General features: G+C 65.7%; 19 protein-coding genes. 17 read left to right on the forward strand and 2 right to left on the reverse strand.

Annotated elements, in window-relative coordinates; genetic code table 11:
• The first annotated feature begins 76 nt into the window (after positions 1-76).
• From L8K25_RS18235 to L8K25_RS18310, 16 genes are all read left to right on the forward strand, one after another.
• Positions 77-862: a succinate dehydrogenase iron-sulfur subunit gene (locus L8K25_RS18235; RefSeq protein WP_010160550.1), complete on the forward strand. Its 786-nt coding sequence runs from the start codon at positions 77-79 to the stop codon at positions 860-862.
• A 68-nt stretch (positions 863-930) separates the two neighbouring features.
• Entirely contained in the window at positions 931-1,401 is a 471-nt protein-coding gene (locus tag L8K25_RS18240; protein WP_242140422.1) for a PaaI family thioesterase, read from the forward strand.
• Positions 1,398-2,507 carry a cell division protein ZapE gene (zapE, locus tag L8K25_RS18245; RefSeq protein ID WP_242140423.1) on the forward strand — a complete coding sequence of 370 codons (1,110 nt, stop codon included), beginning with the start codon at positions 1,398-1,400 and terminating at the stop codon, positions 2,505-2,507. The genes L8K25_RS18240 and zapE overlap by 4 nt, the downstream gene beginning before the upstream one ends.
• 266 nt (positions 2,508-2,773) lie before the next feature.
• Positions 2,774-3,736, forward strand: coding sequence for a malate dehydrogenase (mdh, locus tag L8K25_RS18250; RefSeq protein WP_242140424.1), 963 nt, complete (start codon positions 2,774-2,776; stop codon positions 3,734-3,736).
• A 68-nt stretch (positions 3,737-3,804) separates the two neighbouring features.
• Complete coding sequence (locus L8K25_RS18255; protein ID WP_242140425.1) at positions 3,805-4,101, forward strand: GIY-YIG nuclease family protein; 297 nt, start codon at positions 3,805-3,807, stop codon at positions 4,099-4,101.
• A 53-nt stretch (positions 4,102-4,154) separates the two neighbouring features.
• Positions 4,155-5,039: a succinate--CoA ligase subunit alpha gene (sucD, locus tag L8K25_RS18260; RefSeq protein ID WP_242140426.1), complete on the forward strand. Its 885-nt coding sequence runs from the start codon at positions 4,155-4,157 to the stop codon at positions 5,037-5,039.
• Positions 5,040-5,143: 104 nt separating this feature from the next.
• The gene (locus tag L8K25_RS18265) at positions 5,144-8,077 is read left to right on the forward strand and encodes a 2-oxoglutarate dehydrogenase E1 component (RefSeq protein WP_242140427.1); all 2,934 of its coding nucleotides are present in this window, start codon (positions 5,144-5,146) and stop codon (positions 8,075-8,077) included.
• A 135-nt stretch (positions 8,078-8,212) separates the two neighbouring features.
• The gene (gene odhB / locus L8K25_RS18270; RefSeq protein WP_242140428.1) at positions 8,213-9,472 is read left to right on the forward strand and encodes a 2-oxoglutarate dehydrogenase complex dihydrolipoyllysine-residue succinyltransferase; all 1,260 of its coding nucleotides are present in this window, start codon (positions 8,213-8,215) and stop codon (positions 9,470-9,472) included.
• 7 nt (positions 9,473-9,479) lie between these two features.
• Complete coding sequence (locus tag L8K25_RS18275) at positions 9,480-9,716, forward strand: DUF433 domain-containing protein (protein WP_242140429.1); 237 nt, start codon at positions 9,480-9,482, stop codon at positions 9,714-9,716.
• 3 nt (positions 9,717-9,719) lie between these two features.
• Positions 9,720-10,088 carry a DUF5615 family PIN-like protein gene (locus L8K25_RS18280; RefSeq protein WP_242140430.1) on the forward strand — a complete coding sequence of 123 codons (369 nt, stop codon included), beginning with the start codon at positions 9,720-9,722 and terminating at the stop codon, positions 10,086-10,088.
• Positions 10,081-11,478: a dihydrolipoyl dehydrogenase gene (gene lpdA, locus L8K25_RS18285; protein WP_242140431.1), complete on the forward strand. Its 1,398-nt coding sequence runs from the start codon at positions 10,081-10,083 to the stop codon at positions 11,476-11,478. Before L8K25_RS18280 ends, lpdA begins: the two co-directional genes overlap by 8 nt.
• Before the next feature lie 125 nt (positions 11,479-11,603).
• Complete coding sequence (locus L8K25_RS18290; RefSeq protein ID WP_242140432.1) at positions 11,604-11,885, forward strand: hypothetical protein; 282 nt, start codon at positions 11,604-11,606, stop codon at positions 11,883-11,885.
• Positions 11,886-12,061: 176 nt separating this feature from the next.
• Positions 12,062-12,676 (forward strand): SOS response-associated peptidase family protein, encoded by a 615-nt coding sequence (locus tag L8K25_RS18295; RefSeq protein WP_242140433.1) that lies wholly within the window; start codon positions 12,062-12,064, stop codon positions 12,674-12,676.
• 808 nt (positions 12,677-13,484) lie between these two features.
• Entirely contained in the window at positions 13,485-15,914 is a 2,430-nt protein-coding gene (locus L8K25_RS18300) for a ligase-associated DNA damage response DEXH box helicase (RefSeq protein WP_277923106.1), read from the forward strand.
• A gap of 41 nt (positions 15,915-15,955) precedes the next feature.
• Complete coding sequence (locus L8K25_RS18305; RefSeq protein ID WP_242140434.1) at positions 15,956-16,903, forward strand: aspartyl protease family protein; 948 nt, start codon at positions 15,956-15,958, stop codon at positions 16,901-16,903.
• A gap of 91 nt (positions 16,904-16,994) precedes the next feature.
• A complete protein-coding gene (locus tag L8K25_RS18310; RefSeq protein ID WP_242140435.1) occupies positions 16,995-18,404 on the forward strand; it encodes a M20/M25/M40 family metallo-hydrolase in 1,410 nt (469 codons plus the stop codon).
• Between the two features lie 24 nt (positions 18,405-18,428).
• On the opposite strand, the gene L8K25_RS18315 is transcribed toward L8K25_RS18310, so the two are convergent.
• The gene (locus tag L8K25_RS18315; protein WP_242140436.1) at positions 18,429-18,686 is read right to left on the reverse strand and encodes a hypothetical protein; all 258 of its coding nucleotides are present in this window, start codon (positions 18,684-18,686) and stop codon (positions 18,429-18,431) included.
• A gap of 393 nt (positions 18,687-19,079) precedes the next feature.
• Here L8K25_RS18315 and L8K25_RS18320 point away from each other — a divergent pair, with 393 nt between their 5' ends.
• Positions 19,080-19,400: a hypothetical protein gene (locus tag L8K25_RS18320; RefSeq protein ID WP_242140437.1), complete on the forward strand. Its 321-nt coding sequence runs from the start codon at positions 19,080-19,082 to the stop codon at positions 19,398-19,400.
• Between the two features lie 24 nt (positions 19,401-19,424).
• Here the strand turns inward: L8K25_RS18320 and L8K25_RS18325 are convergent, their stop codons facing one another.
• Entirely contained in the window at positions 19,425-19,787 is a 363-nt protein-coding gene (locus L8K25_RS18325; protein ID WP_242140438.1) for a hypothetical protein, read from the reverse strand.
• Between the last annotated feature and the right edge of the window lie 100 nt (positions 19,788-19,887).

The following is a 19,887-nucleotide window of genomic DNA, read 5'->3' on the forward strand; positions in this document are numbered from 1 at the left end:
ACAGCCTTGCTTGTGTACGGCTATCCGCACAACCCGGCGGTAACCCGCCCTCCTGGATGGAAAACGCGAGCAAGCGATGGCCGAATTCTTCCTCCCCGCCAACAGCAAGCCCAAGTCGGGCGGCAAGGTCCACAAGGCCGCGCCTGAGGCGAAACGAATCAAGAAGTTCAAGATCTACCGGTACGATCCGGACGCGAACGCCAACCCGCATTACGATACGTTCGAGGTCGACCTCGACTCGTGCGGCCCGATGGTGCTCGACGCGCTGATCAAGATGAAGGGCGAGCAGGATTCGTCGCTCACCTTCCGTCGCTCGTGCCGCGAAGGCATCTGCGGGTCGTGCTCGATGAACATCGACGGCAAGAACGGCCTCGCCTGCACCACCGCGATCGAGGACGTGAAGGGCGACATCCGCATCACGCCTCTCCCGCACATGGAAGTGATCAAGGACCTCGTTCCTGATTTCACGCATTTCTATGCGCAATATTCGTCGATCAAGCCGTGGCTGCAGACCGTCACCCCGCCGCCCGCCGGCAAGGAGCGGCTTCAGTCGCCGCAGGAGCGCGAGAAGCTCGACGGTCTGTACGAGTGCATTCTGTGCGCCTGCTGCTCGACTGCGTGCCCGAGCTACTGGTGGAACAGCGACAAGTTCCTCGGCCCGGCGATCCTGTTGCAGGCCTATCGCTGGCTCGCCGACAGCCGCGACGAGATGACCGGTGAGCGACTCGACGAGCTGGAGGATCCGTTCCGCCTCTATCGCTGCCACACGATCATGAACTGCGCGAACGTCTGCCCCAAGGGTCTCAACCCCGCAAAGGCGATCGCGGAAATCAAGAAGATGGAAGCCGAACGCGTCGTTTGAGCTTCGCCACCTCCGCCCGCGGGTCGTCGTGACGCCGGGCGGGGGCAGGCCCCGAGGAACTGCCGCGTTTGACCGCACCCTTCACTTACGATGACGATCCCGACCAGCCGGGATGGAAGCGGTGGCAGTTTCGCGACGCGACGCGCTACAACGCCTTTCTCGAGCCGTTGCTGGTCAAGGTCGAGGACGAGATTGCGCGGGTACGGATGCTGCCGCGCCACGAACATTCGAACATGCGCGGGGACGTCCATGGCGGCGCGTTGCTCGGCTTCATGGACGTGGCGCTGTTCGCCGCGGCGCGCGGGTTCGGGGTCCTGTCCGCCGGGGGCGCGGTGACGCTCGATCTGTCGGCGCAGTTCATCGGCGGCGGCAAGATCGGCATGCCGCTCGAGGCGCGCATCGAACTGCTTCGCGAAACGCGTAACATGTTGTTCCTGCGCGGGCTGATCGTCCAGGCCGATACGCCGACGATCGCCAGCTTCTCGGGCACGCTGCGCAAGTCCACGCCACCGCCCGCCACGGTGCCTGATCCAGAATGACCAATGTCCTTGCGCGCTATGACGCGCTGATTGCCTCGGGCGAACTCCGGCCCGATCCCGAACAGGCCGCTGCCGCGCGCCGTCTCGCCGATCTCGCGACCGCACTGGAGGCCGTCCCCAGGCGCGGCTCCATGCTGTGGCGGGTGCTGGGGCGCAAGCCCGAGGCGCCGCGGGGGCTGTACCTGTGGGGCGGGGTCGGGCGTGGCAAGTCGATGCTGATGGACCTGTTCTTCGATGCGCTCGACATAAGGCGCAAGCGGCGCGTCCATTTCGCCGAATTCATGCTGGAGGTGCACCAGCGGCTCGCGGTCGAGCGCGCCAAGGAGCTGGGCGACCCGATCCCGCCGCTCGCCCGGGCAATTGCCGAAGACGTGCGGCTGCTCGCCTTCGACGAGATGATGGTGACGAACAGCCCCGACGCGATGATCCTGTCGCGGCTGTTCACTTTGCTGCTGGAGGAGGGCGTGACGGTCGTCACCACCTCAAACCGCCCGCCGGCGGATCTCTACAAGAACGGCCTCAACCGCGAGCATTTCCTGCCGTTCATCGCGCTGATCGAGTCGCGAATGGATGTGATCCCGCTCAACGGTCCGGTCGATTATCGCCGCGACCGGCTGGGGTCGATCGATACGTGGCTGGTGCCCAACGGCCCCGAGGCGACGAAGCTGTTGTCGGGCGCTTTCTTCCGATTGACCGACTTTCCGGTCGAGGATCGCGCGCATGTCCCGTCCGAGGATCTGGTCGTGCAGGGGCGGACCGTTCATGTCCCCAAGGCGCTCAAGGGCGTCGCGGTGTTCAGTTTCAAGCGCTTGTGCGAGGAGGCGCGTGGCAGTGCGGACTATATCGCGATCGCGCGGCGCTATCATACCGTGATCGTGGTCGGGATCCCCAAGCTCGGGCCGGACAATCGCAACGAGGCGGCGCGGTTCGTCGCGTTGATCGACGCATTGTACGAACAGAAGGTCAAACTGCTCGCCGCCGCGGATGCCGAGCCGCAGGAGCTGTACGAAAGCGGGGACGGGCGGTTCGAGTTCGACCGGACGATCAGTCGGCTGGAAGAGATGCGGTCGGAAGAGTATCTCGCTGCAGGGCATGGCGGGGAGTGACCGGCTTCCTGTAACAAACCGTTTCCCCGCGCAGGCGGGGATCCAGGGTCGCGGGCGTTGCGCGTTGCAACTCTGGGCTCCTGCCTGCGCAGGAGCACGGACACGCTAATTGCACTTGCGAACGAATTGCAATAGTGGGGCAAATCCTTTGCCTTACGGGTTGCCCAAATGCGAAAACCCGCCTAAGTCGACGCCCGGCAGAGCTCGCCCGATCGCTCTTGAGTTATTAACGCCCTGGGCGGGCCTCAAAGCGAAAAGGATCCCGGATGGCTCGCAAGAAGATCGCGCTGATCGGCGCCGGCAACATTGGCGGCACGCTCGCCCATCTCGCAGCGCTCAAGGGCCTCGGGGACGTCGTGTTGTTCGATGTCGTCGAAGGCGTTCCCCAGGGCAAGGCGCTCGACCTCAGCCAGTGCAGCCCCGTCGAGGGTTTCGACGCGACCATCACCGGCACCAACGATTACAAGGACATCGCAGGCGCGGACGTGATCATCGTCACCGCTGGCGTCGCGCGCAAGCCCGGCATGAGCCGCGATGACCTGCTCGGCATCAACCTCAAGGTCATGAAGGCCGTCGGCGAGGGCATCGCTGCCAACGCACCCGACGCGTTCGTCATCTGCATTACCAACCCGCTCGACGCGATGGTGTGGGCGCTGCGCGAATTCTCCGGCCTCCCGCACAACAAGGTCGTCGGCATGGCCGGCGTGCTCGACTCGGCGCGATTCAGCCACTTCCTCGCGGACGAGTTCAAGGTCTCGGTCAAGGACGTCACCAGCTTCGTGCTCGGCGGCCACGGCGACACGATGGTCCCGGTCATTTCCTATTCGACCGTCTCGGGTATCCCGGTTCCTGATCTCGTCGCGATGGGCCGTTCGACCCAGGAGAAGATCGACGCGATCATCAAGCGCACCCGCGGCGGCGGCGGCGAGATCGTCGCGCTGCTCAAGACCGGCTCGGCTTATTATGCGCCCGCCACTAGCGGCATCGCGATGGCGGAAGCCTATCTGTATGACCAGAAGCGCGTCCTTCCGGCAGCAGCACACCTGACCGGCCAGTATGGCATCGACAATCTCTATGTCGGTGTTCCGGTCGTGATCGGTGCGGGCGGCGTCGAGGAAGTCATCGAGATCAAGCTCGACGACGAAGCGAAGCAGAACCTCAGCGTGTCGGTCGATGCGGTCAAGGAACTCCTCGTCGCGTGCAAGGCGATCGACGGGTCGCTCAACTGAGGGAATCTGAGCTGAGATAGACGTGCCACCCCGGCGCAGGCCGGGGCCCAACCGGGAAGGCCGAGGTAATGGAAGAACAGGCTTCCGTTTACATCATGGCAAGCGGTTACAACGGCACGATCTATCTTGGTTCAACGGTGAATCTGGCAAAGCGCGTGTGGGAACACCGCAACGGCGTGGTCGCCGGCTTCACGAAGAGATACGACTGCAAGCGGCTCGTCTGGTACGAAATGCTTGGCAGTTGGGAAGCCGCCCGGCAGCGCGAGCTGCAGATGAAGGAGTGGAAGCGCGACTGGAAGCTACGAGAGATCAACGGTTTTAACCCAGATTGGGCCGACCTGTACGATCGTATCGCGCTACCCTGACTGCCTTCGCTATTGGACCCCGGCCTTCGCCGGGGTGGTAAGGAACGAGATATATGAGCATCCTCGTCGACAAGAACACCAAGGTCATCACCCAGGGCATGACCGGGGAAACCGGCAGCTTCCACACCAAGGCGGCGCTGGAATACGGCACGCAGATGGTTGGCGGCGTCACGCCCGGCAAGGGTGGCACGACGCATCTCGACCTGCCGGTGTATGACACCGTGGCCGAAGCCGTCGCCATGACCGGCGCGACCGCGTCCGTGATCTACGTTCCGCCCCCCTTCGCGGCGGATTCGATCCTCGAAGCGATCGACGCGCAGGTTCCGCTGATCGTCACGATTACCGAGGGCATTCCGGTGCTCGACATGGTCCGCGTCAAGCGCGCGCTGTCGGGGTCCAAGTCGCGGCTGATCGGCCCGAACTGCCCCGGCGTCCTGACCCCCGGCGAGTGCAAGATCGGCATCATGCCCGGCAGCATCTTCAAGCAGGGGTCGGTCGGCGTTGTCAGCCGTTCAGGCACGCTGACCTATGAGGCGGTGTTCCAGACGTCGAACGCTGGTCTCGGTCAGACGACCGCGGTCGGCATCGGTGGCGATCCGGTCAACGGCACGAACTTCATCGACGTGCTCGAGCTGTTCCTCGCGGACGACGCGACCAAGTCGATCATCATGATCGGCGAGATCGGTGGTTCGGCCGAGGAAGAGGCTGCGCAGTTCCTGATCGACGAGGCCAAGCGTGGCCGCAAGAAGCCGATGGCCGGCTTCATCGCGGGCCGCACGGCACCTCCGGGTCGTCGCATGGGCCATGCCGGTGCGATCGTTTCGGGCGGCCAGGGCGGCGCGGAAGACAAGATTGCGGCGATGGAGCGCGCAGGCATCCGCGTCTCCGGTTCGCCGAGCGAACTGGGCACGACCTTGCTGGAAGTGCTCAAGGGTTAACGGCACATCGCCCCGGCCGGTTGGTCGGGGCCGCCGCGTCCGGTCGGGCGCGGCGGTGTCCCACTACTAGAGACCCCAATGTTCCGGGGTGACGAGGACTCGCTATGGGCTACGAGAACCAGGACTTCGGCGATATCGCAGGCGGCGTCAGCCCCGCGTTCATCGAGACGCTCTACGCGCGTTTCCGCACCTCCCCGGACAGCGTCGAACCGGCCTGGCGTGGCTTCTTCGAAGGCCTTGAAGGCACGTCTTCGGGCCCGAGCTGGCAGTCGGCGAAATGGCCACTGTCGACCACCGACGATCTGACCGCTGCGCTCGATCCGACCCAGATGGAGCCCGCGCCCAAGCCCGTGAAGGGTGGCGCGAAGCCTGCTCCGGCGGCGGCCCCCGCGGTCAGCCAGGATGACATCATCCGCGCCGCGGGCGATTCGATCCGCGCGATGCTGCTCATCCGCACGTACCGCGTGCGCGGCCATCTCGCCGCCAATCTCGATCCGCTCGGCCTCTCCAAGCGCGAGATGCCCGCCGACCTCAAGACCGAATATCACGGCTTCTCGGATGCTGACATCGACCGTCCGGTCTATCTCGGCGGGACGATGGGGCTGCAATGGGCGACCGTGCGCGAACTCGTCGACACGCTGCGCGCCAATTATTGCGGCAATGTCGGCCTCGAATATATGCACATCGCCGACGTCGAGGAGCGGCGCTTCCTGCAGGACCGCATGGAAGGCAAGGACAAGGCGATCGAGTTCACCGACCTCGGCAAGAAGGCGATTCTCAACAAGGTGATCGAGGCCGAGCAGTGGGAACGCTTCTGCGGCAAGAAGTACGTCGGCACCAAGCGTTTCGGTCTCGACGGCGGCGAGAGCATGATCCCCGCGCTCGAATCGGTCATCAAATATGGTGGCTCGCTCGGCGTGAAGGAGATCGTCTTCGGCATGGCGCATCGCGGGCGCTTGAACGTCCTCACCAATGTGATGGCCAAGCCGTTCCGCATCATCTTCCACGAATTCGGCGGCGGGTCGGACAATCCCGATGACGTCGCGGGTTCGGGCGACGTGAAGTACCACCTCGGCACCTCGACCGACCGCGAGTTCGACGGGATCAGCGTCCATATGTCGCTGGTCGCCAATCCGTCGCATCTGGAAGCGGAAGATCCGGTCGTGCTCGGCAAGACCCGCGCGATCCAGACGATCGCGAACGACCTGACCGAGCATAAGGCATCGCTGCCGGTGCTGATCCACGGCGACGCGGCGTTCGCGGGGCAGGGGATCGTGTGGGAAACGCTCGGCTTCTCCGGTATCCGCGGGTATAACACCGGCGGCTGCGTCCACTTCATCATCAACAACCAGGTCGGCTTCACGACGAGCCCGCAGTTCGCGCGCTCGTCGCCTTACCCGTCGGACGTCGCCAAGGGCGTCCAGGCACCGATCTTCCACGTCAACGGCGACGACCCCGAGGCGGTGACCTTCGCCACCAAGATGGCGATGGAATTCCGCCAGCAGTTCCACCGCGATATCGTGATCGACATGTGGTGCTACCGCCGCTTCGGTCACAATGAAGGCGACGAGCCGGGCTTCACCCAGCCGCTGATGTACAAGGCGATCAAGGATCATCCTCCGGTCAGCGAGATCTATGGCAAGAAGCTGATCGAACAGAAGGTGATCGACGCCGCCTGGATCGACGAGAACATCAAGCAGTACACCACGCTGCTCGAAGGCGAGTTCGAGGCGGGCGCGAGCTACAAGCCCAACAAGGCGGACTGGTTCGCCGGGCGCTGGTCGGGGCTTCACGCGCCGGCCGATGCCGAGACCGCGCGCCGCAACGTCAATACGGGGGTGGAACAGAAGCTGTTCGACTCGCTCGGTCGCACGCTGACCACGATCCCCGAGGATCTGGTTGTCCACAAGACGCTCAACCGCGTGCTCGACGCCAAGCGCGAGATGTTCAAGTCGGGCAAGAACTTCGACTGGGCGACCGGCGAGGCGCTCGCGTTTGGGTCGCTGTTGTCGGAAGGCTATGGCGTCCGTCTGTCGGGGCAGGATTCTGGGCGCGGGACCTTCTCGCAGCGCCACGCGGTCTGGGTCGACCAGACCGACGAGCACAAGTATCGCCCGCTCGAGACGATCCCGCACGGCCGGTTCGAAGTGCTCGACTCGCCGCTCAGCGAATATGGTGTGCTCGGCTTCGAGTACGGTTACGCACTCGCGGACCCCAAGACGCTGGTCATGTGGGAAGCGCAGTTCGGCGACTTCATGAACGGTGCGCAGATCATGATCGATCAGTTCATCGCGTCGGGCGAAGCCAAGTGGCTCCGCGCCAACGGGCTCGTGATGCTGCTGCCGCACGGCTACGAAGGGCAGGGGCCGGAGCATAGCTCCGCGCGGATCGAGCGCTTCCTCCAGTTGTGTGCGCAGGACAACATGCAGGTCGCGAACTGCACGACGCCGGCCAACTATTTCCACCTGCTGCGCCGGCAGATGCACCGGTCGTTCCGCAAGCCGCTGATCGTGTTCACCCCCAAGTCGCTGCTGCGGCACAAGATGGCGGTGTCGCAGATCGACGACTTCCTCGGCGACAGCCACTTCAAGCGGTTGCTGAGCGATCCGTCGGCCCCCGCCGACATCGACGTCAAGCGGCTGGTGCTGTGCTCGGGCAAGGTCGCCTATGACCTGATCGAGGCACGTGACGCGGCTGGCGATACCAACACCGCGATCGTGCGGGTGGAGCAGCTCTATCCCTTCCCGGGCGAGCCGCTGGTCGAGCGCATGAAGCGGATGCCCAACCTCGAGACGGTGGTGTGGGCGCAGGAAGAGCCGAAGAACAACGGCGCGTGGAGCTTCGTCGAGCCGTTCCTCGAAGAGGTTCTGGCCGACGTCGATGGTTCGGTGACGCGTGCGCGGTATGCGGGTCGTGCGGCTTCGGCTTCGCCCGCGACGGGTCTGATGAAAAGGCACCAGACCGAGCAGGCGGCACTCGTCGCCGATGCGCTCGGCCACAGCGTCCGCGAGGAAATCCGCCGCACGCGGAAGGTTTGAGACGCTGCGCCGCTGCTTCCCCGGCGAAGGCCGGGGCCCAGTAGCGGGGCATAAGGTAATTTCGCGCGGCGCTTGATCAGCGAGCGTTGCGCACCTGGGCCCCGGCCTTCGCCGGGGAAGATAAAAGAGGCGCATATGGCAACCGAAGTCACAGTACCGGTACTCGGCGAATCGATCACCGAGGCGACGCTCGGCGAATGGCTCAAGCAGCCCGGCGACAAGGTCCAGGCGGACGAGCCGATCGCCAGCCTCGAGACCGACAAGGTCTCGGTCGAGGTGCCGTCGCCGGTCGCCGGGATCATGGGCGAACATGCGGTCAAGGTCGGTGAGACGGTCCAGGTCGGCGCGATGCTCGCGACGATCGACTCGGGCGATGGCGCAGCGGCTTCGGCCCCGGCACCGCAGCCTGCGGTCACCGCCTCGCCCGAGCCCGCACCCGCTGCCCAGCAGGCCAACCCCGCTGCAACGGCTGGCCAGCAAGCACCGTCGTCGTCGAGCGATGGCCCCGCGGCGCTCAGCCCGTCGGTGCGCCGTGCGGTGCTCGAACACGGCGTCGACCCCTCGACCGTCAAGGGCACCGGCAAGGATGGTCGTTTGACCAAGGACGACGTCGCTGCTGCCGCCGCTTCGACTCCCGCGCCTGCGCCTGCCGCTGCTGCGCCGCCGGTTTCGGCCTCGGTCGCCGCATCGACGGGTCGCAAGGAAGAGCGTGTCCGCATGACGCGCCTGCGCCAGACAATCGCCAAGCGCCTCAAGGAAGCGCAGAACACCGCCGCGATGCTGACGACGTTCAACGACGTCGACATGACCGCGGTGATCGCGGCGCGCGCCAAGTACAAGGACCTGTTCGAGAAGAAGCACGGCGTCCGGCTCGGCTTCATGGGCTTCTTCGTGAAGGCCGCGACGATGGCGCTGCGCGACATCCCGTCGGTCAACGCGTCGATCGAGGGCGATGACATCGTCTATCACGATTACGCGGATATCTCGGTCGCGGTGTCGTCGCCGGGTGGCCTCGTCGTTCCGGTGATCCGCGATGCCGACCAGATGTCGGTCGCGCAGATCGAGAAGACGATCGGCGACTTCGGCAAGCGCGCCAAGGACGGTGCGCTCAAGATGGACGAAATGAAGGGCGGCACGTTCACCATCTCGAACGGCGGCGTGTTCGGCTCGCTGATGTCGACCCCGATCATCAACCCGCCGCAGTCGGCGGTGCTCGGGCTCCACCGCATCGACGAGCGTCCGGTGGTGGTCGACGGGCAGATCGTGATCCGTCCGATGATGTATCTGGCGTTGAGCTACGATCACCGCCTCATCGATGGTCGCGAAGCGGTGACGTTCCTCGTCGCGCTCAAGAATGCTATCGAGGACCCGACGCGAATCTTGATCGACTTGTGAGGATGCGATGAACTGGCGCGACCATATCCATTCGAACCCTGACATTCTCGGCGGCAAGCCGGTTGTCAGGGGAACGCGGATATCGGTCGAGCTGATCCTCGAGTATCTCGCCGAGGGTGCGCCGGTTGGCGAGGTGCTCGATGGATACCCCTCGCTGAAAGAAGCCGATGTGCTGGCGGCGATCGCTTTCAGTCACGACCTGTTGGTCAAGCAGGCATCGGCGGCAAGTAAAGAGGCTGCTTGAACGGTGCGGCTCCTGCTCGACGAGAATGCCCACCGCATCGTCGTGGAGCGATTGCGGGATGCCGGGTTCGAGCTGGAATGGATCAGCGTCACGACCCCCGGCGCATCGGACCCGGAAATCCTCGCGCGACCGGATATCGATCAGTTCATCCTGATCACCAACGACAGCGACTTTGGCGACTTGATCTTCCACCACGGTCTGCCGGCCCCGAAGACCATTCTCTACACGCGGCTGCCGCATCGTGCCGCCGAGCAAACCGCTGCCCGCCTGATCGCCTTGCTTGAAGCGGGCGTCCCGGCGGGCCAGATGATCACTCTGACGAAGAACGGGGAGCGGACGAAGCCGTTTCCCCCTGGAGCACACCATGGCTGACTATGATTTCGACGTTCTGATCATCGGTGCCGGACCCGGCGGCTACGTCGCGGCGATCCGCGCGGCACAGCTGGGCTTGCGCACGGCATGCGTCGAAAGCCGCGAGACGCTTGGCGGCACCTGCCTCAACGTCGGCTGCATCCCGTCCAAGGCGATGCTCCACGCGTCCGAATTCTACAACGACGCGAAGAACGGCATGATGGCCAAGCTCGGCGTCAAGATGGACAACGTCTCGCTCGATCTCGACACGATGCACGAGCAGCGCCGCGATGCGGTCAAGCAGCTGACCGCGGGCGTCGCCTTCCTCTTCAAGAAGAACAAGGTCGAATGGCTCAAGGGCCAGGCGCGCTTCACCGGCGCCGACAGCGTCGAGGTCGCGGGCCAGACGTATCGCGCAAAGAACATCGTGATCGCGACCGGCTCGTCGGTCACGCAGCTCCCCGGCGTCACCGTCGACCAGAAGGTCGTCGTCGATTCGACCGGCGCGCTCGAGCTGGCGAAGGTGCCCGAGCATATGGTCGTCATCGGCGGCGGCGTGATCGGGCTCGAGCTCGGCTCGGTGTGGAAGCGGCTTGGCGCACGCGTCACCTGCGTCGAATATCTCGACCAGATCCTTCCCGGCTTCGATGGCGAAATCCGCAAGGAATCGAACAAGATCTTCAAGAAACAGGGGATCGAGTTCAAGCTGTCGACCAAGGTCACCGGCGTGAGCGTCGAGGGCGAGAAGGCGACGATCACGGTCGAGCCCGCTGCTGGCGGTGCACCCGAGACGATCGAGGCGGATACCGTGCTCGTGTCGATCGGGCGGCGTCCCAACACCGATGGGCTCAACCTCGAAGCCGCGGGTCTCTCCACCAACGCGCGCGGGCAAGTCGAGACCGATCACCGCTTCCAGACGTCGGTTCTCGGCATCTGGGCGATCGGCGACGTCGTCCCCGGCCCGATGCTCGCGCACAAGGCCGAGGATGAGGGTATTGCGGTGGCCGAGAACATCGGTGGCCTCACCGGCATCGTCAATCACGACGTTATTCCGTCGGTCGTTTACACCTGGCCCGAAATCGCAGGCGTCGGGCTGACCGAGGAAGCCGCGCGCGAGAAGGTCGCCGAGGTCAAGGTCGGCAAGTTCCCAATGGCCGCCAACAGCCGCGCCAAGACCAACCACGAGCCCGATGGCTTCGTGAAGGTGATCGCGGATGCCAAGACCGATCGCGTGCTCGGCGTGTGGGTCATCGCGAGCGTTGGCGGGACGATGATCGCGGAAGCCTGCGTCGCGATGGAATTCGGCGCGACCAGCGAGGACATCGCCTACACGTGCCACGCGCATCCGACGCATGCCGAGGCGATGAAGGAAGCATCGATGGCGGTTCGCGGCAAGGCGATCCATATCTGAGACGGCACCGGGAACGATCGCGGCCGTTCGGCTGCGGTCGTTCCGATCCGCTGGCGGAACGATAATCCGATTTGGCGGTTTTCCCGGTCGTGCCTGGTCTAGGCACGTGTAAACGGGGATATTCCATGAAGAAGACGATGTTCGTGCTGGCCGCGCTGGCGCTCCCGCTGGCAGCCTGCGGTGGCAATGGCGACGGCAAGCTCGCCAAGCAGGTCGAGAAGGCCGGCGACAATCGCGCGGACGCGATGGAAGCGGACGCAAAGAACCTCGAAGCCGCGGCCAAGGCCGAGCGCAAGACCGCCGACGAGCGCGCCGATGCGATCCGCGCCGCCGACGTCAACGCCCAGGCGATGACGCCTGAACAGCGCAGCGACGTCGTCGCCAACCAGGCGGCAGCGGTCCGCTGACGGCAGGCGCGCGGGGCGCCGTCCCCGCGCGCCAACGCGGACGTTCAGCCGGACGCCTCCATGGGTCGCTCGCGACGGCCGAAGTCCAGGAGTGGCGCGGACGGCGTGGCTTCGAAGGCTTGCAATCGCCGGGCGAAGCGTTTGATGACACGGCACAACAGGGCTATTGAACGGCGATGTGCAACGAAGCAGCCCGCCGGATCGCGCTCGGCCTGATGCGCGACGATTTCAACGACCTGCGCATTCCCCTGCGCTTTCACGAGGGCCTGCCCAACCTCGCCAGCATCGACAGTTTCAAGATCACCGACACGACCTTCATCATCCGGAAGGATCGCACCGGACCCGACATCGATGTGGCCGCAGAGGGCGTCATGCGCCGCTGGAGCTGGCCCGGCCCTGCGGGCAAGCCCGTCTACAATTACCGCTCCGACGGCCGCGACTTCCGCAACAGCGCGGCGCAGGGGCGCTGCCTGATCGCGGCGGACGCCTTCTATGAATTCACGGCTTCCACTGACCCGCGGCAGAAGCGCAAGGACAAATGGTCGTTCACCAAAACCGGAGAGGAATGGTTCGGCATCGCCGGACTATGGCGCGAGCATCCCGCCGTGGGAGAGGCGTTCACGATGCTGACCTGTCCGCCTGGACCCGACATCGCGCCATACCACGACCGCCAGATCGTCATTGTCGACCGTACGGACTGGGCGGGATGGCTGTCGGGAGAAACCCCGGCGGCGGATGTATGCATTCCGTTGCCCGCAGGGTCGCTGACGGTCGAGCCGGTAGCACGATAACGCAGGGCTCCTGCGCAGGCAGGGATCCCAGAATTTCAGACGTCACGCCCGTAACCCTGGGCTCCCGCCTGCGCGGGAGAACGGAGCGGGAGGTGCCGTGACGCGCCCGACCGTGCTCCTGCGAAGGCAGGAGCCCAGAGTTTCAAACGTTACGCCCGTAACCCTGGACTCCCGCCTGCGCGGGAGAACTGAGCGGGAAGTGCCGTGACGTGCCCGACCGTGCGCCTGCGCAGGCTGGAGCCCAGAGTTTCAAACGTTACGCCCGTAACCCTGGACTTCCGCCTGCGCGGGAGAACTGAGCGGGAGGTGCCGTGACGCACCCGACCGTGCTCCTGCGCAGGCAGGAGCCCAGAGTTTCAGACGTTACGCCCGTAACCCTGGGCTCCCGCCTGCGCGGGAGAACTGAGCGGGAGGTGCCGTGACGCGCGACCGTGCTCCTGCGCAGGCAGGAGCCCAGAGTTTCAGACGTTACGCCCGTAACCCTGGGCTCCCGCCTGCGTGGGAGAACTGAGCGGGCGGTGCAGTGACGCACGCGACCGTGCTCCTGCGCAGGCAGGAGCCCAGAGTTTCAAACGTTACGCCCGTAACCCTGGGCTCCCGCCTGCGCGGGAGAACTGAGCGGGAAGTGCCGTGACGCACGCGACCGTGCTCCTGCGGAGGCAGGAGCCCAGAGTCGCAAACGCCACGCCCGTAACTCTGGGCTCCTGCCTGCGCAGGAGCACGATAGCGCCTCCCGGTATCTGCAAATCCGGGAGCCCGAACGCTGCCAACCAATTCGATCCTAGCCCCGCCGCACCGCACGCCCCATATGACACAGGTGCTTGATCCTGCGCCGTCTCTTCCCGCTGTCCTGACCGACTGGTTCGCCGAAAAGGGCTGGGCACCGCGCCGGCACCAGTTGGACATGCTCGCGGTCGCGCGGTCCGGCGCGCACGGCTTGCTCGTCGCCACCACCGGGGCGGGCAAGACGCTGGCGGGGTTTCTCCCCACGCTCGCCGAGCTGATCGAAACGCCCAGCGAAGGGCTCCACACGCTCTACGTTTCGCCGCTGAAGGCGCTGGCGGTCGACATCCAGCGCAACCTGCTCGCGCCGGTCGCGGAGATGGGGCTCGACATCCGGATCGAGACGCGCACGGGCGACACCCCCAGCGACCGCAAGGCGCGCCAGCGAATCCGCCCGCCGCAGATCCTGCTGACCACGCCCGAATCGCTCAGCCTGTTGCTCAGTTACCCCGATGCCGCGACGATGTTTGCGGGCCTGCGCACGATCGTCGTCGACGAAGTCCACGCCTTCGCGACCGGCAAGCGTGGCGACCTGCTCTCGCTCGGGATGGCGCGGCTCCAGACGATCGCGCCCGGGCTGCGACGGGTCGCGCTGTCGGCGACGGTCGCGGATCCCGACGGCTATCGCGCGTGGCTCGCGCCCGATGGCGACATCGATACGGTCCAGCTGGTGCGCGGCGACCCCGGCGCGCCACCCAATATCGCGATCCTGCTGCCGGAGGGCCGGATTCCGTGGTCGGGCCATTCGGGGCGCTATGCCGCCGAGCAGGTCATCGCCGAGATCGAGACGCACAAGACCACGATCGTCTTCTGCAACACCCGCGCGCTTGCCGAGCTGATCTTCCAGGATCTGTGGAAGGCCAATGCGATGAACCTGCCGCTCGGTGTCCACCACGGGTCGCTCAGCCTCGAGGCGCGGCGCAAGGTCGAGGGCGCGATGGCAGATGGCAGGCTGCGCGGGCTGGTCGCGACCGCCAGCCTCGATCTTGGCGTCGACTGGGGGGACGTCGATTGCGTGATCCAGATGGGCGCACCCAAGGGATCGTCGCGGCTGCTCCAGCGGATCGGACGCTCCAACCACCGGTTGGACGAATCGTCCGAGGCGATCGTCGTGCCGGGCAACCGCTTCGAATATCTCGAGGCGCGCGCCGCGCTCGACGCGGTCGAGGCGGGGGAGCTGGACGAGGACGTGTTCCGTGCAGGCGCGCTCGACGTGCTCGCGCAGCATGTCATGGCCTGCGCCTGTGCCGCGCCGTTCGACCAGGCCGCACTGCTCGACGAGGTCCGCTCGGCCTTGCCCTATTCCGCGCTGACTGCCGAGACGTTCGACCAGGTGCTGCGCTTCGTCAGCGACGGTGGCTATGCGCTCCAGGCCTATGACAAGTTCAAGCGGCTGACGCAGGACGCGGATGGCCTGTGGCGGATCACGCACCCCAAGTTCATCGGCCAGCACCGGCTCAACGCGGGCATCATCGTCGAGGCGACGATGCTCAGCGTCCGCTTCAAGAACGGCCGGACGCTGGGGCGGGTCGAGGAAGCGTTTGCCGCGACGATGAGCCCCGGGGACACCTTCTTCTTTGCGGGCATGAGCCTGGAGGTCGAACGGATCGACACCGAGGATCTGGTGGTCCGCGCGACCGCCCGTCCGGCACGGATCCCGAGCTATGGCGGGTCGCGGATGCCGCTGTCGACCAACCTTGCCAACCGCGTGCGCGGGTTCCTTGCCGATCCGTCGGAATGGGCGCGCTTCCCGGACGACGTGCGCGAATGGCTGGAGGTGCAGCAGGCGCGCTCGACGATGCCGCGCCCCGGGCAGCTGCTGGTCGAGACCTTCCCGCGCGAGGGGCGGCATTACATGGTCGCCTACAGCTTCGAAGGCTGGAACGCGCACCAGTCGCTCGGCATGCTCGTCACGCGGCGGATGGAAACGCAGGGGCTGCGGCCGATCGGCTTCGTGTCGAACGACTATGCGCTCGCCTGCTACGGGCTCGATCCGATCACCGATCCCGCCGCCTTGTTCTCGCCCGATATCCTCGAGGACGAATTCGTCGAATGGGTGCAGCAATCCGCGCTGCTCAAGCGGGCGTTCCGCGAGGTCGCGGTGATCGGCGGGCTGGTCGAGCGGCAGATCCCGGGGAAGCGCAAGACCGGGCGGCAGGTGACCTTCTCGACCGACCTGATCTACGACGTGCTGCGCAAGTACGAGCCCGCGCATATCCTGTTGCAAGCCGCCTGGGCGGATGCGCGCGCGCGGATGACCGATGTCGGGCGGCTCGCCAGCCTGCTCGACCGCGCGGCGGACACGATGCTGCACGTCGACCTGGAGCGGATCTCGCCGCTCGCGGTGCCGGTGCTGACGCTGATCGGCCGCGAGAAGGTCGCGCAGGGGCTGTCGGACGATGCGCTGCTCGAGGAGGCGGAAGTGCTGGCGGCGGAGGCGATGCGGCTCGATTGAGATCGCTTGTTGTCGACCCGGAACGAGCGTATCTTTCGCGCATGATCCCGGCGCTGTTCCTCGCCGTCCCGCTGGCTGCGCTGTTCAGCCCCGGCCAGACCGTGTCGCCGCCGCCACCGACGGACCCGCAGCAACGGGCGGCCGAGGAGCTGGAATTCGGAACCAGCGAGAACCGCATGACGGTGCCGGTGACGATCGGGGCAGCGGGCCCGTTCCGGTTTATCGTCGACACCGGCTCCGAACGCACCGTGGTGTCACGCGAGCTCGGCGCGACGTTGCGGCTTGCGCCGGGGCGCTCGGTCAAGGTCACCGCGATGGCGGGGCCGATGTGGACGGCGACCGTCCTGATGCCGCAGATCGTGGTCGGCCTGCCGCGCGCCGGCGCGGTGCTCGTCGCGAACCGGATCGAGGCACCTGCCCTGCAACGGCGCAACCTCGGCGCGGACGGGCTGGTCGGGATCGATACGCTCCAGGGCAAGGCGGTGACGATCGACTTCGCGCGGCAGGCGATGACGGTGTCGCCGGCCTCCCGGCGGACTCGCGCCGAGCGTTTCGGGCCGAACGATATCGTGATCCGGGCGCGCAGCCTGTTCGGCCAGCTGGTGGTCACCGATGCGACCTATGAAGGACGGCGGATCCGGGTGGTGATCGACACGGGGTCGGTCGTCAGCATGGGCAACGTCGCGCTCCAGCGGCTGGTCGCGAGGACGAGCAGCCAGATGACGGGGGTTCGTCTGTTGAGCGTTACCGGCGCCATCCTGAACGCGCAGTACGGCGTGGTCACCGGCGTGCGGATCGGCGAGATCGGCCTGGCGAACCTGCCGATCGCGTTTTCCGACGCCGCCCCGTTCGAGCGGTTCGGGCTGGGCAAGCGGCCGGCCCTGCTCCTCGGAATGGATGCGCTGCGCCTGTTCGGGCAGGTGCGGATCGACTTCGCCAACCGCGAACTGCACCTCGCGCGGCCGAAGCCGGGCCCGGCGCCGCTCTAGCGCAGCCCGGCGGCAGGCCGCGCCGGGGACGAACCCGTTGCGTTCCCCGCGCACCGCGTTAGCCTCCCCCGATAAGCATCTAGGGGGCACCATGCGCACGATCACTCTGGCGATCCTTCTCGGCACCGCGGCCATCGGGGCGTCGCTCGCACCCGCCGCGTCGGCGCAGGATCGCCCCGACCAGAAGGCATTTTTCCAGGTCTACAAGGAACTGGTCGAAACCAACACGACGCTGTCCTCGGGCAGTTGCACCCAGGCTGCGGCGCAGATCGGCGCGCGGCTGAAGACGGCGGGTTATGCCGATTCCGACATCACCTATTTCTCGGTGCCCGATCACCCCAGGGAAGGCGGCCTGGTCGCGATGCTGAAGGGCAGTGACGCGCGCGCCAAGCCGATGCTGCTGATGGCGCATCTCGACGTGGTCGAGGCCAAGCGTGAGGACTGGACGCGCGATCCGTTCACGCTGGTCGAGGACGGCGGCTATTATTACGCGCGCGGCAGCACCGACGACAAGGCGCAGGCCGCGATCTGGGCCGACGCGATGGTGCGCTTCAAGACGGGCGGATATCGGCCGAAGCGCACTATCAAGCTTGCGCTGACCTGTGGCGAGGAGACGACCTTCGCCTTCAACGGTGCCGAATGGCTGGCAAAGAACAAGCCCGACCTGATCGCCGCGGAATTCGCGCTCAACGAGGGCGGCAACGGACTGCTGACCGAGGAGGGGCAGCGCAAGACGCTGTTCCTCCAGGTCGGCGAGAAGGCCGCGCAGAACTTCACGTTGCTCGCCACCAACCCCGGCGGGCACAGCAGCCAGCCAACCCCCGACAACGCCATCTACGAACTGTCCGATGCGCTGAAGGCCGTGCAGGGCTATGAATTCCCGATCCGGTTCACCGACACGACGCGCGCCTTCTTTGCCGGAAACGCCGCCGCGCAGCCCGGGCCGATGGCGGATGCGATCAAGCGCCTGCTGGCCGATCCGGCGGACAGCGCGGCCAATGCGGTGGTCAGTGCCAGCAAGACCTATCATTCGATGCTGCGCACGACCTGTGTCGCGACCCTGCTGAACGCGGGCCATGCCGAAAACGCGCTGCCGCAGCGCGCGACCGCCAACGTCAACTGCCGGATCTTTCCGGGCGAGACGGTCGATGCGACGCTGGCCCGGCTGAAGGCACTGGCCGGCCCCAAGGTGACCGTCACCGCCAACCAGCCGGTCCGCCCGACGGCGGTACCGCCGTCGCTCGACCCCAAGATCCTCGGACCCGCCAGGGCGGTCGCGGCCAAACATTTCCCGGGGATTGCGATCCTGCCCCTGATGTCGACCGGCGCGACCGACGGGGTCTTCTTCGAGACGATCGGGATCCCGGTCTATGGCGTGCCGGGGCTGTTCATCGGGGCGGATATCAATCGCGCGCACGGGCTGAACGAGCGGATGAACGTCAAGTCCCTGTATGACGGACGGGATTATCTGTTCGACGTGGTGAAGGCTTATGCGGGGTAGGCGAGCGTCGTCCCGGCAAGCTTCTCACAGCCCCGCGATGTCGAGAGCCGCTGCAAGTTCGTCGCTGATCCCGCTTTCCTCCTTGGGCGACAGACGGTTCAGCACGGTCTGGATCCGCTTCTGTGCGACCTGCAACGCTTTGTGGCGGACTTCGCGGATCTGGTTGGTCCGCCACGACTTGCTTTCCCCGAGCAGCGCGGCCCATTTGGCTTCCTCCGCCGACAGGATGGCGAGCGCCAGCCGCAGGCCATCGCGCCGGCCGTGGTCGTAATCGTCGGACATAGCGCCTCCTTGCGAGCGGGGCCGATCCTCGCGGAGCGGCGGTGGTGCTGCGCTTATTGTGGTGCGGGGTTGCGGTCAAAGGGGGGGGCGGGGGGCGGTGGCGTGTGGCGGGGGCTGACGGAAGTAGATTGTCGTGGTGTGGTGGGGCGCTGCCCTCGCGGAGATGACGGTGGGGAGGGGAGACTGTCCGAAACCCGTCCGTCATTCCCGCGCAAGCGGGAATCCATTGGCACCGTCCGTCCTGTCCTGCGCCGCCAGCCAGTATGGATCCCCGCCGTCGCGGGGATGACGGAAGGGGGGCAGTGATCCTTTGAAAATCAGCCGCGACTTGTCAGGCTGAACGGCGAAAATTGGTGGATTGCGGACATAGCTGTCGCGCGCCAAAAGGCTCCGATGCTTCACACTCGCGATCTTGCCGACACCATTGAAGTCGATGGTTTGACCTATGAGTGGGCGGTCCAGCGGGAGCCGCAATGGTGCACGGCGGATGGCTGGCGGGGGTTAGTGTTATCCATTCGCCAGAAGGGCGGGCAACGCGAAGCGTTGCTGGAGTTTCCAATGCCCAAGTCTGGAAATGGATCGCCGCACCGCAGGCGACCACCTATCAGCAAATCGGTAGTTGCCAACGGCGTCAGCGCTGCCTTGGCGGCAGGCTGGGAACCGACTTCACGCGGTAAACCTGAAACCTACATGGTCGATGCCAACGGCTGCTAATGGTGGAATGCCGACCGGCAGCTTTCAGCCGTCAATCCGCTCCGCCTTGAGGGGTGAATCCGTCATGACATGAAGGATCACGTCAACCGTCACGATTGTGAAGTGCTGCCACGACCGCCCATTGAGCGCGCCGTTCCGAGCAAGCACGCTGCGCACCCAGCGCGAGTCCACTACCTCTTGAAATGGCCACGGCACGTTCCCCGAGATCGGGTCCCGCATCATCGGCGGAGCGCTGGAAATGGCTGGGTCCGAAAACTCTTCGTAGATTTTGAACGCTTCTACCCTTCCAAAATCAAGTCGGACCGGGCGAGAGATAGTCGTGTCATCGTAGTAGGCGGTAGCGATCAAAGTTGTGCCATTCGACATCACGTCGACGGTGCCAAGCATTTGCTCAGGCAACTCGACGAGAGGTTCCCACCTCCGCAGCGTTTCTGACGGACAATCCATTTAGGGCTTATCGGTCGCCCCCTGAATGACCGCAAGTGGG

This window comes from Sphingomonas sp. TREG-RG-20F-R18-01 (genome assembly GCF_022662475.1).
Lineage (GTDB): Bacteria > Pseudomonadota > Alphaproteobacteria > Sphingomonadales > Sphingomonadaceae > Sphingomonas.